The organism is Bacillus sp. GbtcB10, assembly GCF_019091365.1.
In the GTDB taxonomy this organism is placed as follows: domain Bacteria; phylum Bacillota; class Bacilli; order Bacillales; family Bacillaceae; genus Bacillus; species Bacillus altitudinis.
This window is the reverse complement of record NZ_JAGXJP010000003.1, coordinates 250,535-266,299: the sequence shown is the minus strand read 5'-3', so window position 1 is coordinate 266,299 and position 15,765 is coordinate 250,535. Positions and strand designations below refer to the sequence as shown.

The window sequence follows — 15,765 nt, the reverse complement described above, 5'->3', positions numbered from 1 at the left end:
TTGAGAAATGGGAAAAAGCAAAGCAAAGAAAAAGAGAGAACACCTTCAAAGGCAGCACAGCCGAAATCCAGAACAATCGAGAGGAAATATGCCGCATTTTAGTACACACGAAAGAAAGACAAAAACAAAACAAGAAGCCTTGCAGCATATGATGAAAAAACATAAAGGCAGGAATGCTTATGATCGCTATGAACAGGATCATAAGCATTTTTATTTTGCTTTTTTGTGACAAGTAGATTAAATAATTGGAAAAATTTTAAAAAATAGGACAAACGGTCGTTTCTTTTTGTCTAAAAATGTAGTTAAATGACAAAAAGAAATGAAAGGGAGAGTGGGTATCGTGAAGGTCAAATCATTTGGAGCAGGGCTTTGTATTATGGCAAGTATGCTGCTGGCATCGATGACATTCGGCGCATCAGATGTATCTGCAAAGGATCAAGCAAAAAAAGAGTATATGATCGGTTTTTCTTCTTCCGTTCAAGACAAAACACAAAAACAGCTTGTTGAAAAAGCTGGCGGTCATGTGAAAGAATCAATAGAGAAAATAGATATGATGAAAGTTTCGTTGAACGAAGCATCAAAAGAAAAACTACATCAAGCAAAAGAAGTTACTTTTATTGAGGAAGACCAAAAAGCAAAAACAAGCGGTCAAAGCGTCCCTTATGGTATCAAAAGCATTAAAGCACAAAAGGTACATAAACGAGGATATGCCGGACAGAATGTCAAAGTAGCTGTTCTTGACAGTGGAATAGACGGCAAGCATGAAGATTTACATGTAACTGGTGGTGTCAGCTTTGTTCCAACAGAGTCCGATCCGCTCATTGACCCACATGAACACGGAACCCACGTTGCAGGCACGATCGCAGCATTAGATAATAAGGTAGGCGTCGTTGGTGTGGCACCAAAAGCTTCGATCTATGCGGTGAAAGTGGCAGATGAAAATGGTGACGGCTACTATAGCTGGATCATTAAAGGCATTGAATGGGCGATTGAGAATGAGATGGATGTCATCAATATAAGTATGGGGGGAGCAAGTGAATCGGAGGCGCTGAAAGAAGCGGTAGATCGAGCATATGACAACGGGATTCTCATTGTCGCATCTGCAGGAAATGCTGGGAGCTACGGGTCACTTAATACGATAGATTACCCAGCCAAATACAGCTCTGTCATGGCAGTCGCATCTGTGGATCAACGAAAGCAAAGAGCCTTTGATTCCTCTGTTGGGGAAGAAGTGGAAGTATCAGCACCAGGTGTTTCAACATTAAGTACCGTTCCTCATAACGAATATGGATATAAGAGTGGAACGTCTATGGCATCACCTCATGTAGCTGGTGCTGCGGCAGTCATTCTATCAAAACATCCGAATCTGACAAATGATGAATTGCGTGAAAGGCTGACAAAAACGGCAACAAAACTGGGCGAACCTTTTTATTATGGCGCTGGGCTTGTGAACGTACAAAAAGCTGCACGATAAAGGAAACGAGAAAGCAGTGTACAGCTGCTTTCTCGTTTTTCTTTTCATAAAACTGTCATGTTTCGTCTGCTCTCTCATAGAATCTAGTAACCTTTACTATTTGGGAGGAAGGCGCATGCGGAAAAAGTCTTGGAAAGAACATCTTCTTCAGCACGTGAAAGATCATTTATCAATTTATTTGTTTGTTTCTGTACTATTTTTAATGGGCGTCATTTTTGGAGCCATTATCGTCAATAGTATGACAATGAGTCAGAAAGAGGATTTATTCTATTATTTAAATCAATTTTTTGGTCAACTGACGAATGAGAAAGCAGCAGAATCAAAAGACATGTTTTTGCAAAGCTTTTTGCATCATATGAAATATTTGGGCCTCATGTGGATACTCGGAATTTCCATCATTGGCCTGCCGCTTATTTTTCTTATGATTTTTTTAAAAGGGATTGTAGTTGGGTTTACTGTCGGTTTTTTGGTCAATCAAATGGGGCTTAGCGGTTTTTTTCTATCTTTTGTCTCGGTGCTTCCTCAAAATATCTTGCTCATTCCAGCGTATTTAGTGATCGGAACTTGTGCGATTGCGTTCTCCATTCGTTTAATTGGTCAGCTTTTTATGAAAAAAACCATCAGTCAAGCGCCAATCCATTGGTTTGGCCGGTATGCTTCTGTTCTACTGATGATTTTAACCCTCGCTGCTCTTTCGTCCTTTTTTGAATCATACTTATCATTCATGCTGATGAAAAAGCTGGCAGGTGTTCTGTTTTGATGATTTTATAATCGTTATTAAATAATAATCAATTTATTTATCAATTTAAAATGATTATAGTTGGCTCTCTGCGCATCATTTGATATAATGATCAAGTAATGTGGCGTAGGAGGGAAAGTCAATGGAAAATCGGATTGATCGAATTAAGAAACAGCTTCATTCTTCCAGCTATAAGCTCACGCCACAGCGTGAAGCAACAGTAAGAGTACTGCTTGAGAATGAAGAAGACCATTTAAGTGCAGAAGATGTATACCTCCTCGTAAAAGAGAAGTCTCCTGAAATTGGTCTTGCTACTGTTTATCGGACGTTAGAATTGCTTACTGAACTGAAAGTTGTTGATAAAATTAACTTTGGAGACGGCGTTTCGCGATATGATCTTCGCAAAGAAGGAGCCGCTCACTTCCATCACCATCTTGTCTGCATGGAATGCGGGACAGTCGATGAGATAGAAGATGATTTATTAGAAGATGTTGAAGAGATTATTGAACGCGACTGGAAATTTAAAATTAAGGATCATAGATTGACATTCCATGGTATTTGTCACCGGTGTCATGATGATGAATCCGGCAAATAATCCGAATTGGAACCTTTTCATTCAAAATGAAAAGGTTTTTTGCATGTTCGCTGTATATTCCTTGTCCCACCTGGCATATGCTGAAGTAATGAGAACACGAGAAAGGACATGAAGAACATGCGAAAATGGCTCAAAACAACAGGTGAAGTGATGAAAGTATTTATCTTGTTCACTGGTTTTACCGTCCTGTTCTATTATGCTATGATATGGATAAATTCAGAATATGAAAGCTATCATCGTTATGATAAACCAGAAGGTGCAGCGATAAAAGTGATGGAAATGGATCAGCCGAAACAAGACAGCTGGCAGGATCGATTGATTTATTTTTATCAAAACGGGGAGTAGAAACCATTGAAGGATCAATTATCCGACTTTATTCATTTTATGACAGTAGAGAGAGGACTCTCTGAAAATACCATTGTCTCTTATAAAAGAGATTTACAGAACTATTTGTCTTTTTTAATGACGCATGAACAATTGACAGATGTAAAAGACGTCACACGCCTTCATATTATTCATTATTTAAAACAGTTAAAAGACGAGGGGAAATCGAGTAAAACGTCCGTCCGTCATCTATCATCGATACGCTCCTTTCATCAATTCTTGCTCCGTGAAAAAGTGACAACAGATGACCCGTCATGGAACATTGAATCACAAAAAACAGAGCGGAAATTACCGAAAGTTCTATCATTAGATGAGGTAGAAAAGCTTCTCGATACACCTAAGCAGCAAACACCATTTGACTACCGTGACAAAGCCATGCTCGAACTTTTATATGCAACAGGTATTCGCGTAAGTGAAATGCTTGATCTGACTCTTGCAGATGTGCATCTGACCATGGGGTTTATCCGCTGTTTTGGAAAAGGAAGAAAAGAGCGGATCGTGCCTATTGGTGAAGCTGCTGCAAGTGCGATTGAAGTGTATATAGAAAAAGGCAGAAACAAGCTGCTCAAAAAACAGCCGGTCGATGCTTTGTTTCTGAATCATCACGGAAAAAAAATGTCGCGGCAGGGCTTTTGGAAGAACTTAAAGAAACGAGCCATAGAAGCAGGTATTCAAAAAGAATTGACGCCTCATACGCTCAGACATTCATTTGCGACACATTTGCTTGAAAACGGTGCGGATCTTAGAGCCGTACAGGAAATGCTCGGACATGCCGATATTTCTACTACTCAAATTTACACACATGTCACAAAAACAAGATTAAAAGACGTGTATCACAAATTCCATCCAAGGGCATAAGTAAAGCATGGCACGGTGAACGTGTATCATGCTTTTTTATGTTTGGACCGTTTATGGTTGTCAATTGACTTGAAAACGGTTTATACTTGAGATGTCTGACCTCTCCAGTTGTGAAAGGTGAAAGGACAAGAATATTGAAGGAGGCGCTTTTTTATGCCTGATTATCAGTATAAACGTATTTTCCTCATTGTGATGGATTCAGTAGGAATCGGGGAAGCACCTGATGCTGCTGATTTTAATGATGTAGGTGCAGATACACTTGGACATATTGCTGAAAAAATGAACGGGCTTCATATGCCGAATATGGCGAAGCTTGGGCTAAGTCATATTAAAGAAATTAAAGGAATTCCAGCGGACGAAAAACCGCTTGCGTATTATGGAAAAATGCAAGAAGCATCCAATGGGAAAGACACAATGACAGGACATTGGGAAATCATGGGTCTTTACATCGACACACCATTTAAAGTCTTTCCAGACGGCTTTCCAGATGAACTGTTAAATGAATTAAAAGAAAAAACAGGGCGCGGCATCATTGGAAATAAACCAGCGTCTGGTACAGAAATTCTGGATGAGCTTGGCGAAGAGCACATGAAAACAGGCGATTTAATCGTTTATACTTCAGCAGATTCTGTGCTGCAAATTGCTGCACACGAAGAAGTTGTGCCATTAGACGAACTTTACCGCATTTGCGAAATCGCACGTGAACTGACTTTAGATGAAAAATATATGGTAGGGCGCATCATCGCTCGTCCATTTGTCGGAGAGCCGGGGGCATTTGTTAGAACACCAAATCGTCATGACTATGCATTAAAACCATTCGACCGTACCGTCATGAATGAATTGAAAGATGATGGACTTGATGTCATTGCGATCGGAAAAATCTCTGATATTTATGATGGTGAAGGAATCACCTCTTCACTCAGAACGAAATCCAACATGGATGGAATGGACAAGCTAGTGGAGACGCTGAAAACAGACTTTACTGGGCTGAGCTTCTTAAATCTTGTCGACTTTGATGCGCTTTATGGACATAGAAGAGATCCAGAAGGCTACGGTAAGGCACTAGAGGAATTTGACGCACGTCTACCTGAAGTGTTTGATCTATTAAAAGAGGATGATCTGCTTGTGATCACAGCAGATCACGGAAATGACCCGGTTCATCACGGAACAGATCATACAAGAGAATACGTTCCGCTTATTGCTTACAGCAAAAAGCATCAAGAAGCGAATGAGCTGCCAACAGCGAAAACATTTGCTGATCTTGGGGCAACGGTAGCAGATAATTTTAAATCAACGCTGCCAAAATACGGAACAAGCTTTTTATCTAAACTCAAATAGGGGGAAATCACGTGGGAGCACAGTTTTCAGAAGCGGCGGCATATATTAAACAAGCATCGACATATGTACCAACAGTTGGATTGATTTTAGGTTCAGGTCTTGGCATTTTAGCCGATGAGATTGAAAATCCAATCAAATTGAAATATGAAGATATTCCTGGATTCCCTGTTTCAACAGTAGAAGGGCATGCAGGCCAGCTCGTCATTGGAACGCTGAAAGGCACGGTCGTTTGTGCCATGCAAGGACGTTTCCATTACTATGAAGGGTATGATATGAAGCAGGTGACATTTCCTGTCCGTGTGATGAAAGAAATCGGCATTGAGACATGTATTGTGACAAATGCAGCGGGCGGTGTGAATACGTCCTTCCATCCTGGCGATCTTATGTTGATTACAGATCATATCAATATGATGGGAACCAATCCGTTAATTGGACCAAACGACAGTCAAGGGGTTCGTTTCCCTGATATGTCTGCACCGTATGATAAAGATTTGTTGGCACTTGCAGAGAAAACGGCTAAACATTTAGGCATATCTGTGCAGCAAGGGGTTTATGCAGGAATGACAGGCCCTTCATATGAAACACCGGCAGAGGTTCGTTTCCTCAGAACGCTTGGCGCTGATGCAGTCGGTATGTCGACTGTGCCAGAAGTGATTGTGGCACGTCATGCAGGCATAAAAGTACTTGGTATTTCATGCATCTCTAATGCGGCTTCAGGTATTTTAGATCAGCCGCTTTCTCATGATGAAGTGATCGAAGTGACGGAAAAAGTGAAAGCAAGTTTCCTTGATTTAGTGAAAGAAGTTGTCAAACAACTCTCATAGATCGTGTGAAAGAGTCTTCTGTTCATGAAACAGAGGGCTTTTTTTTATGGCAATCAAACGATCTCTGAATAAAACAGCCTTTATGAGGAAAAAATAGAAAGGATTACGATAATGGAGGTCTGCCACTTGAAACGTCATATATGTGCATTGTTTACTTTAATGATCCTTATTTCAATGGTTTCACCATCAGCGATGGCAAAAGAAAAGATTGAAAAGCCAGGAGAAAAACAAACATCAGAATTGGCGCATGAAGCCAAATCAGCGATTTTAATGGAACGTGACACGGGAAAAGTACTTTACAATAAAAACAGTGATGAAAAACTTGCCCCTGCAAGTATGACCAAAATCATGACGATGCTTCTCATCATGGAAGCGATGGATCAAGGGAAATTAAAAATGACTGATAAAGTAAGAACGAGCGATCATGCAGCATCTATGGGAGGCTCACAAATTTTCCTTGAACCGGGAGAAGAAATGACGGTTAAAGACATGCTAAAAGGCATTGCGATTGCGTCAGGAAACGATGCTTCAGTTGCCATGGCAGAACATATAGCTGGATCTGAAGAACAGTTTGTTGAGCAAATGAACAAAAAGGCAAAAGAGCTTGGACTCACCTCAACGGTCTTTCAAAATCCAACAGGACTTCCTGAAAAAGATCATTACAGCACGGCTCATGATATGGCAAAAATGGCGAAAGAGCTGTTGAAATATGAAGAGATCACCAAGTTCACAGGTGTATACGAAGATTATCTTCGACAGAACACGGATAAAAAATTCTGGCTTGTGAATACAAACCGTCTCATTAAATTTTATCCAGGTGTGGATGGGGTGAAAACAGGGTTTACAGGCGAGGCGAAATACTGTCTAACTGCATCTGCTAAAAAAGGCAACATGCGCGTGATTGCTGTTGTATTCGGCGCAAGTACACCAAAAGACAGAAATGCTCAAGTCGTCAAAATGCTGGATTACGCCTTTAGTCAATATACAACGCATCCTCTGTACAAACGTGGTCAAGATGTAGCAGAGATCAAAGTGAGCAAAGGGAAAAAGAAAAAAATTCAGCTTGTCACGTCTGAACCGATTTCTCTGCTAACGAAAAAAGGCGAAAATGTCGATCAGATCAAAAAAGAAATTAAATTAACTCAAGATGTCACAGCCCCATTTTCAAAAGGAACGAAACTTGGCACCATCATCTTGAAAAAAGATGGAAAAGTGCTTCATGAAAGTCCTGTTGAAGCGAAAGAAGATATGGAAAAAGCCGGTGTTTGGACGTTCTTCAAACGGGCGATGGCCGAATTTGTTAAATGGAAGTAAAAGGTGAAAGACTGCTGCAACTGGCAGTCTTTTTTGCTATGAACGAAAAGAACATCTAAATGTGACGAATGATCACTAGTTTTGTCATGGTGAAGGATTTGCATGTGAAGAAAGAGAAACATTCTTTATCCGAAAATAGAGCAAGGAGGAAGAAAAGATGAGCCTTGGTATTGATTTTCAAATAAAAGAGAGCGTACTTTGCATTCGGTTGACAGGGGAGCTTGATCATCACTCCGCAGAGACATTGAGACAAAAGGTGACGAATTATTTGGAAACAGAGGACATTCGCCACATCGTGCTGAATTTAGCTGATTTATCGTTTATGGACAGCTCTGGGCTCGGAGTGATTTTAGGAAGATACAAAGAAATTAAACAGCTTGGCGGTGAAATGGTCGTCTGTGCGATCTCGCCAGCGGTGAACCGTTTATTTGATATGTCCGGCTTGTTTAAAATTATTCGTATGGAGCCTTCAGAGCAAACTGCGCTGCAAACATTGGGGGTGGCATCATGACAAATGAAATGAATCTGACTTTTTCTGCTTTAAGTCAAAACGAATCCTTTGCGAGAGTAACGGTGGCAGCATTCATCGCTCAGCTCGATCCAACATTAGATGAGCTAACAGAAATCAAAACCGTTGTATCAGAGGCGGTCACGAACTCGATCATTCACGGGTATGACGGGAATCCAGACGGCAAGGTGCACATTAGCGTCACGCTGGATGACCATATTGTGTATCTGACGATTCGAGACGAAGGCATGGGCATTTCAGATCTTGAGGAAGCAAGGCAGCCGCTTTTTACAACGAAACCAGATTTAGAGCGCTCCGGGATGGGCTTTACGATCATGGAGAACTTTATGGATGATGTCATGGTGGACTCATCTCCAGAAATGGGCACAACGATCCGCTTAACAAAGCATCTATCAAAAAGCAAAGCGCTTTGTAATTAAGGAGCTGCTCATATGGATGTGGAGGTAAAAAAGCAAGCAAAAAAAGCACAGCTGTCAAATGATGAAGTGAAAGAGCTCATCAAAAAAAGCCAAGACGGAGATCAACAAGCAAGAGACCTCCTCGTAGAAAAAAACATGCGTCTTGTTTGGTCCGTTGTTCAGCGCTTTTTAAATAGAGGATATGAACCAGATGATCTGTTCCAAATAGGCTGTATTGGCCTGCTAAAATCTGTTGATAAATTTGATTTGTCTTATGATGTGAAGTTTTCGACCTATGCCGTTCCAATGATTATTGGAGAAATTCAGCGTTTCATTCGCGATGATGGAACGGTCAAAGTCAGCAGGTCTTTAAAGGAACTTGGAAATAAAATCAGGCGGGCAAGGGACGAATTGTCTAAATCTCATGGAAGAATGCCGACTGTACAGGAAATCGCTGAATATCTGGATATCACACCTGAGGATGTCGTCCTCGCTCAAGAAGCGGTCCGCTCACCATCATCTATTCATGAAACAGTGTATGAAAATGACGGCGATCCGATTACGTTGCTCGATCAAATTGCCGATCATTCAGAAGAAAGATGGTTTGATAAAATTGCGCTAAAAGAGGCGATTAAAGAATTAGAAGAGCGCGAGAAACTGATTGTCTATTTAAGGTATTATAAAGACCAAACACAATCAGAAGTAGCAGAAAGACTCGGGATTTCCCAAGTGCAAGTCTCACGGCTTGAAAAGAAGATTTTAAAACAAATCCAAATGCAAATGGATCAAAAAGACAGCTAGCCAATTTGGCTGGCTTTTTTTGTGTGGTAATTACCGGTAAATTAAGTTCTTTCAGTATGAGAACCATTTTTCACCACATACTATTTTTAACCCATCGTATAGGAAGTGACTTGGATGGACGGACAAATCTTTATTCGGCTGCGCCATCGGATTAAGACTGGTAATGATCAGCTTATTTATTTAGAGGATATCGCCCAAATCACTGGAGATGACAGTGCTGTGCAAAAGCTGAGCAAAATGCCGATATACCATGTCAGCAAAAAGGATCGTCACATCGTTGTGTTAGATATCATGCATGTGGTCAAAACGATCAAAAAAACATGGCCTGACATCGACATTCAAACGGTCGGAGGCTCAGAGGCCATTGTTGAAATTGATACAGGTAAACGCCAACTGTCCCCCGTATTATTCGTGTTTGTATGGCTCCTCTTATTTGTCGGAGCGGCCCTTGCCATCATGAATTTCCATGAGGATGTTAGTATGCGGCTTGTTCATATCCGCCTTTACGAGATGATTACTGGAAACACGGTTGAGCATCCGTATTTATTACAAATTCCATATAGCTTTGGACTCGGTTTGGGCATGATTTTATTTTTCAATCATGTGTTTAAAAAGCGTTTAAACGAAGAGCCAAGCCCGCTTGAAGTGGAAATGTTTAAATATCAGCTCGATCTTGATCATTATGTCGCACTCAATGAAAACAAAGAAACATTGAAAGATATCCATGATCGGTAAATGGCTTTTTGTGGTGCTTGTTGGGCTCGGCGGCGGTTTAACGGTAGGTGCAGGATTCGTGGCGTTTCTCACAGTGCTTGGTATTATCCCTCGATTAATGCAATTAACGAAAACGCAGCGTTTTATTCAAGGATATGAGGCTGCCGTGATAAGTGGAGCGGTCGTTGGCGGCTGGGCTACTTTAAGTCAAGTCCATTTGCATTTATCCAAATGGCTGGCGCTACCGATCGGTCTTTTATCTGGCATTTTTGTCGGCATGCTTGCTGCCGCACTCACTGAAGTGTTAAATGTACTTCCTATCTTAACGAAAAGAATTGGAATGGACGGCAAAATTGTGCTGTTGCTCATGGCCATCGTCTTAGGAAAGGTGTTTGGCTCGCTATTTCATTGGCTTATTTATATTTAAAAATGTGGAGGGAACAACACGTGTCAAGTTTAAAAGAGAACTATCCATCTAAAGTGAAAACGTATCAGCCGAAACCTCCTTATGTACTGAACTGCATCAAGGCTTTTCTTGTCGGCGGTTTGATTTGTGCGATAGGCGAGGGATTGCAAAATTTCTATATTACTTTTTTTGATTTTAATGAGAAGACAGCAGGGAATCCAACGGTGGCGACCCTTATTTTAATTTCTTCTATTTTAACTGGTATTGGTATTTACGATAAAATCGGCCAGTTTGCTGGAGCGGGATCAGCTGTCCCGGTGACAGGATTTGCAAATAGCATGACAAGTGCGGCTCTTGAGCATAAAAGTGAAGGGCTTGTGTTAGGTGTAGCGACCAACATGTTTAAACTGGCTGGGAACGTCATTGTGTTTGGTGTCGTCTCGGCATATGTCGTAGGGATTATTCGATACGTCTTGGAAAAGATGTTTTCGTAGGAGGAATAAAACGTGAAACTAACAGGTAAGCAATCTTGGGTATTTGAACACAAGCTTTATGTGAATGCGGAAGGAACAGCTGCAGGACCGAAAGAAAAAGAAGGCCCAATCGGTCATCTCATTGATAAAACCTATGATGAAATGCACTGTTATCAAAAGAACTGGGAAATGGCTGAAAGGCAGCTCATGGATGATGCCATATCAATGGCCTTATCAAAAGCGAATTTGCAAAAAAGTGATATTGACCTTCTGCTGGCAGGAGATTTACTGAACCAAAACGTGACAGCCAACTATGTGGCAAGAGAACTTAAAATCCCGTTTCTTTGTTTATTTGGTGCCTGCTCCACATCAATGGAATCAGTCGCCATTGCCTCAGCGCTAGTAGATGGTGGCTTTGCCAATAGAGCACTTGCTGCGACAAGTAGTCACAATGCGACGGCAGAGCGGCAATTTCGTAATCCAACAGAATATGGCGGGCAAAAACCAGATACAGCCACAAGTACAGTGACAGGGAGCGGTGCTGTCGTCATCAGCCAAGAACCTTCCCAAATTCAAATTACAAGTGCCACCGTCGGACGGGTGATGGATCTTGGGATTACAGATCCATTCGATATGGGTTCGGCTATGGCGCCTGCAGCGGCAGACACAATCAAACAACATTTAGAAGACTTAGGAAGAACAGTAGATGATTATGATCTCATCCTAACAGGAGATCTATCTGGAATTGGATCGCCTATTTTAAAGGATCTTCTGAAAGAAGATGGCATTCAGCTTGGACGGAAGCATGATGATTGCGGATTAATCATATACACACCTGATCAAAATGTATTCGCTGGAGGCAGCGGCTGTGCCTGCTCAGCTGTCGTGACATTCAGTCACATCTTTCAAGAAATGAAAGCAGGGAATTTACAAAGAGTATTGGTTGTAGCAACCGGGGCGCTTCTCAGCCCAATGATGGTTCAGCAAAAAGAGACCATTCCAACCATTGCGCATGGAGTTGTATTTGAGCGTGCAGGAGGAGAAAGCTAATGGATTATTTGATTGCTTTTGTTGCAGGCGGACTGATTTGCGTGATCGGCCAGCTTTTACTTGATGTACTGAAACTCACACCGGCACATGTCATGACGACCTTTGTTGTGGCGGGGACGATTTTAGACGGGTTTGGTATTTATGATAAATTTATTGAATTTGCAGGAGCGGGTGCTACCGTCCCTATCGTAAGCTTTGGTCATAGCTTGCTTCATGGGGCGATGCATCAGGCTGATGTCCATGGATTTATTGGAATCGGAATTGGGATTTTTGAGTTAACCTCTGCTGGAATATCAGCTGCAATTTTATTTTCATTTATCATTGCACTTATCTTTAAACCGAAAGGATAACCTAATATGGGGCAAAGACGCAAAGTCATTTTAGTGACAGACGGAGATATATATGCTGCCAAAACGATTGAGCTTGTCGCAAAGAAAGTCGGCGGAAGATGTATTTCCAGCTCAAAAGGGAATCCGAGCAAACGAACAGGACCAGAACTGGTCCAGATGATTTTAAAAACGCCGTATGACCCAGTGTTTGTCATGTTTGATGATTCTGGCTTAACAGGTGAAGGAACAGGGGAGACGGCGATGAAGCACGTAGCACGTCACCCTGAAATTGAAGTGATTGGCGCCATTGCAGTGGCATCTAAAACCCATCAAGCGGAATGGACAAAGGTACATGTCTCCATTGACCGGGAAGGTGAACTGACAGAATACGGCGTTGACAAACATGGACTTCCAGAAATGGAACCACACAAAATGAGTGGAGATACAGTGTATTGTCTCGATTCACTACAGCTTCCGATTGTTGTCGGCATTGGAGATATTGGCAAGATGGGACGGAAAGATGATCTAAGCAAAGGGTCCCCCATCACAATGAAGGCAGTCGAATTAATTTTAGAAAGGAGCGGTTTCCATGAAGAAAGACAAGGTGCACGTGTACCGAGATCCGAAGAAAAATGAAGATTTTTTCAAAGACAATGTCGGGATGGGTCTCAGCTTTGACCTTGGCGTTCGGAAAATTTATGTCCATGATCAGGAAATCCAGCTTTACTATGTAAATGGATTATGTGATACACAATATGTGATCTATTTATTAAAAGAACTGATTGAAATCAATGACAACGAACCTGAATCAGATGATCTTGCACGTGTGGTAGAAAACCGTCTTGTCAATCAGCAAGTCTCAAAAGTTGAAACGCTTGATGAAGCAGTGGATCAAGTGTTGTCTGGACTTGTAGCAGTCGTTGTCGAAGGTGAAAATTACGCATTTATCATTGACGTCAGGAGCTACCCTGGCAGAATGCCGGAGGAACCGGATACAGAAAAGGTTGTCAGAGGTGCAAGAGACGGCTTTGTTGAAAACATCATTGTGAACACAGCACTCATTCGCAGAAGAGTGCGGGATGAAAAATTGCGATACAAAATGCTTAAAGTAGGCGAGCGTTCTAAAGCAGACGTCTGTGTTTGTTATATTGAAGACATTGCTGATCCTGATCTTGTTGATATTATCGAAAAGGAAGTGTCTGGGATTAAAGTTGACGGACTGACGATGTCTGATAAAACAATAGAAGAATTTATCATTAAGCAAGGATATAATCCCTTCCCGCTTGTGCGATACACCGAGCGCCCAGATGTAGCCGCTAACCATATATTAGAAGGGCATGTCATCATCATTACGGATACATCTCCTAGTGTCATCATTACACCAACCACTATTTTTCATCACGTTCAACATGCTGAAGAATACCGCCAGGCGCCAGCAGTTGGGACTTTTTTAAGATGGGTGCGTTTTTTAGGCATCTTATGTTCTACTTTTCTTTTGCCGATCTGGTTTCTTTTTATTCTAGAACCGAATCTTCTGCCAGACAATCTAAGCTATATTGGATTTAACAAACCTTCTCATATCCCTGTCATTCTCCAAGTATTCCTTGCTGATTTTGGGGTGGAATTTTTACGAATGGCGGCGATCCATACGCCGACCGCCTTGTCGACTGCCATGGGCTTGATTGCGGCCGTTTTAATTGGACAAATTGCAATTGATGTCGGTTTATTTACACCAGAGGTCATATTATACGTCTCGCTAGCAGCCATCGGCACATTCACCACTCCAAGTTATGAACTGAGTGTCGCTAATAAAATCATCCGACTGATCATATTAGCACTAGTAGCGATCTTTAAGCTGAATGGATTGATCATCGGTTTTACGCTGTTACTTATTTATTTAACATCCATTCGTTCCTTACAGACGCCTTATATGTGGCCGTTTATTCCTTTTAATGGAAAGGCTTTATGGCAAGTGCTCATTCGGACGTCTGTTCCTGGCTCAAAAGTAAGGCCAAGCATCGTTCACCCTCAGAACAGATCAAAAATTCCGCCAAATTCTTAACGCTCGTTGAAAGTGGCTGAAGATTGTGATATTGTATTTTTAACTTTGAGAAACGGCAAAAGGCAGCTTGTGCAGCTGTCTTTTTTCAGCCGAGGCGGAGAAAGAGGGAATGACATTGTATTTACACGGCACTTGCAGACAAAATGAACTCGGACATTTAGAAATTGGTGGTGTTGATGCCGTTTCTTTAGCTGAAACGTATGGGACACCACTTTATGTATATGATGTGGCTTTAATACGGGAGCGTGCAAAAAGCTTTCAGAAAGCATTTATTGAAGAAGAACTAAAGGCTCAGGTGGCATATGCGAGTAAGGCGTTTTCTTCTATTGCCATGTTCCAGCTGGCAAAAGAAGAAGGCTTATCACTTGATGTCGTTTCAGGCGGGGAGCTGCACACAGCCATTTGTGCCGGGTTTCCAGTAGAAAAAATTCATTTCCATGGTAACAACAAAAGCAGAGAAGAATTAAAGATGGCATTAGCGCATGGAATCGGCTGTATTGTTGTTGATAATTTCTATGAGATCAACCTCATTGAACAGCTTGGTCAAGAGCTGTCAAAACAGGTGAAAGTACTCCTCCGCATCACGCCGGGCGTTGAAGCACATACGCATGACTATATTACAACAGGTCAAGAAGATTCAAAATTTGGTTTTGATCTTCATAATGGACAAGCAGACGAAGCGGTCAAACAAGTGCTTAAATCAGAAGTGATCGAGCTTTTAGGTGTTCATTGTCATATCGGCTCACAAATTTTTGATACAGCTGGTTTTGTCCTTGCAGCAGATAAAATTTTCTTGAAGCTGGATGAATGGAGAGAATCATTTGGATTTATTTCCACAGTGCTGAACTTAGGCGGAGGCTTTGGCATCCGTTATACAGAAGAGGACGAACCACTTCCAGCAACTGAATACGTGGAGAAAATTATTCAAGCGGTGAAAGAAAATGTAGCCCGCTATGAGTTTAAGATGCCTGAAATTTGGATTGAGCCGGGCCGCTCCCTTGTTGGAGATGCGGGAACCACTCTTTATACGATCGGCTCATCAAAACATGTACCTGGCATTCGCGATTATGTAGCCATTGACGGCGGAATGAGTGATAACATTCGACCTGCTTTATATCAAGCAAAATATGAAGCAGCGAGCGCCAATAAAATGAGCCAAACGCATGATCAAACGGTGTCCATTGCAGGGAAATGCTGCGAGAGTGGAGATATGCTCATTTGGGATATTGATTTGCCAGAGTTATCACAGGGAGACTTGTTAGCTGTCTTTTGTACAGGAGCTTATGGCTACAGCATGTCAAACAACTATAACCGCATCCCGCGCCCGGCTGTAGTATTTGTAGAAGATGGGGAAGCGCAGCTTGTCGTTGAGCGTGAGACATATGAGGACATTGTCAAATTGGATTTACCTTATCAATCAAAAGTGAAATCATCGACTTAAAAAAAGCTGCCTGATCATCAGGCAGCTTTTTCTATG

The 15,765-nt window shown here is 41.6% G+C and carries 20 protein-coding genes; all 20 read left to right on the top strand.

Translation table 11 applies throughout. From position 1 onward, the window contains the following. Positions 1-7: 7 nt before the first annotated feature. The 20 genes from KVT11_RS11480 (at position 8) to lysA (ending at position 15,729) form a co-directional block, all read left to right on the top strand. Complete coding sequence (locus KVT11_RS11480) at positions 8-229, top strand: hypothetical protein (RefSeq protein ID WP_008344413.1); 222 nt, start codon at positions 8-10, stop codon at positions 227-229. A 90-nt stretch (positions 230-319) separates the two neighbouring features. Beyond that, complete coding sequence (locus KVT11_RS11475; protein WP_302693351.1) at positions 320-1,474, top strand: S8 family peptidase; 1,155 nt, start codon at positions 320-322, stop codon at positions 1,472-1,474. A gap of 115 nt (positions 1,475-1,589) precedes the next feature. Continuing rightward, entirely contained in the window at positions 1,590-2,234 is a 645-nt protein-coding gene (gene spoIIM, locus KVT11_RS11470) for a stage II sporulation protein M (RefSeq protein WP_019743100.1), read from the top strand. A 121-nt stretch (positions 2,235-2,355) separates the two neighbouring features. Beyond that, positions 2,356-2,808 carry a ferric iron uptake transcriptional regulator gene (fur, locus tag KVT11_RS11465; protein ID WP_003215577.1) on the top strand — a complete coding sequence of 151 codons (453 nt, stop codon included), beginning with the start codon at positions 2,356-2,358 and terminating at the stop codon, positions 2,806-2,808. A 117-nt stretch (positions 2,809-2,925) separates the two neighbouring features. Further along, positions 2,926-3,153, top strand: a complete 228-nt coding sequence (locus KVT11_RS11460) for a YqzK family protein (RefSeq protein WP_008344420.1) — start codon at positions 2,926-2,928, stop codon at positions 3,151-3,153. 6 nt (positions 3,154-3,159) lie between these two features. Next, on the top strand, positions 3,160-4,050 hold the full coding sequence (gene xerD / locus KVT11_RS11455) for a site-specific tyrosine recombinase XerD (protein ID WP_116307102.1): 891 nt from the start codon (positions 3,160-3,162) through the stop codon (positions 4,048-4,050). Between the two features lie 153 nt (positions 4,051-4,203). Next, positions 4,204-5,388, top strand: a complete 1,185-nt coding sequence (deoB, locus tag KVT11_RS11450; RefSeq protein WP_025207568.1) for a phosphopentomutase — start codon at positions 4,204-4,206, stop codon at positions 5,386-5,388. An 11-nt stretch (positions 5,389-5,399) separates the two neighbouring features. Beyond that, positions 5,400-6,212 (top strand): purine-nucleoside phosphorylase, encoded by an 813-nt coding sequence (locus tag KVT11_RS11445; RefSeq protein WP_019743098.1) that lies wholly within the window; start codon positions 5,400-5,402, stop codon positions 6,210-6,212. 159 nt (positions 6,213-6,371) lie between these two features. Further along, positions 6,372-7,526 carry a D-alanyl-D-alanine carboxypeptidase family protein gene (locus tag KVT11_RS11440; protein ID WP_201297801.1) on the top strand — a complete coding sequence of 385 codons (1,155 nt, stop codon included), beginning with the start codon at positions 6,372-6,374 and terminating at the stop codon, positions 7,524-7,526. A 157-nt stretch (positions 7,527-7,683) separates the two neighbouring features. Then, complete coding sequence (gene spoIIAA / locus KVT11_RS11435) at positions 7,684-8,037, top strand: anti-sigma F factor antagonist (RefSeq protein WP_008344431.1); 354 nt, start codon at positions 7,684-7,686, stop codon at positions 8,035-8,037. Next, positions 8,034-8,474, top strand: coding sequence for an anti-sigma F factor (gene spoIIAB / locus KVT11_RS11430; RefSeq protein ID WP_007501052.1), 441 nt, complete (start codon positions 8,034-8,036; stop codon positions 8,472-8,474). The genes spoIIAA and spoIIAB overlap by 4 nt, the downstream gene beginning before the upstream one ends. Before the next feature lie 12 nt (positions 8,475-8,486). Further along, positions 8,487-9,254, top strand: a complete 768-nt coding sequence (gene sigF, locus KVT11_RS11425) for an RNA polymerase sporulation sigma factor SigF (RefSeq protein WP_024422864.1) — start codon at positions 8,487-8,489, stop codon at positions 9,252-9,254. 114 nt (positions 9,255-9,368) lie between these two features. Then, on the top strand, positions 9,369-9,989 hold the full coding sequence (locus KVT11_RS11420) for a stage V sporulation protein AA (protein ID WP_041091990.1): 621 nt from the start codon (positions 9,369-9,371) through the stop codon (positions 9,987-9,989). Continuing rightward, on the top strand, positions 9,979-10,395 hold the full coding sequence (locus tag KVT11_RS11415) for a stage V sporulation protein AB (RefSeq protein WP_007501049.1): 417 nt from the start codon (positions 9,979-9,981) through the stop codon (positions 10,393-10,395). Before KVT11_RS11420 ends, KVT11_RS11415 begins: the two co-directional genes overlap by 11 nt. A 20-nt stretch (positions 10,396-10,415) precedes the next feature. Continuing rightward, a complete protein-coding gene (gene spoVAC, locus KVT11_RS11410) occupies positions 10,416-10,868 on the top strand; it encodes a stage V sporulation protein AC (RefSeq protein ID WP_024718929.1) in 453 nt (150 codons plus the stop codon). Positions 10,869-10,880: 12 nt separating this feature from the next. Then, the gene (gene spoVAD, locus KVT11_RS11405) at positions 10,881-11,897 is read left to right on the top strand and encodes a stage V sporulation protein AD (RefSeq protein ID WP_008344437.1); all 1,017 of its coding nucleotides are present in this window, start codon (positions 10,881-10,883) and stop codon (positions 11,895-11,897) included. After that, entirely contained in the window at positions 11,897-12,247 is a 351-nt protein-coding gene (spoVAE, locus tag KVT11_RS11400) for a stage V sporulation protein AE (protein ID WP_007501045.1), read from the top strand. Before spoVAD ends, spoVAE begins: the two co-directional genes overlap by 1 nt. A 6-nt stretch (positions 12,248-12,253) precedes the next feature. Continuing rightward, positions 12,254-12,862, top strand: coding sequence for a stage V sporulation protein SpoVABEA (gene spoVAEA / locus KVT11_RS11395; RefSeq protein ID WP_007501044.1), 609 nt, complete (start codon positions 12,254-12,256; stop codon positions 12,860-12,862). Then, a complete protein-coding gene (locus tag KVT11_RS11390; protein ID WP_007501043.1) occupies positions 12,816-14,288 on the top strand; it encodes a spore germination protein in 1,473 nt (490 codons plus the stop codon). Before spoVAEA ends, KVT11_RS11390 begins: the two co-directional genes overlap by 47 nt. Before the next feature lie 115 nt (positions 14,289-14,403). Further along, positions 14,404-15,729, top strand: coding sequence for a diaminopimelate decarboxylase (gene lysA / locus KVT11_RS11385; protein ID WP_039165814.1), 1,326 nt, complete (start codon positions 14,404-14,406; stop codon positions 15,727-15,729). The last annotated feature ends 36 nt before the right edge of the window (positions 15,730-15,765 follow it).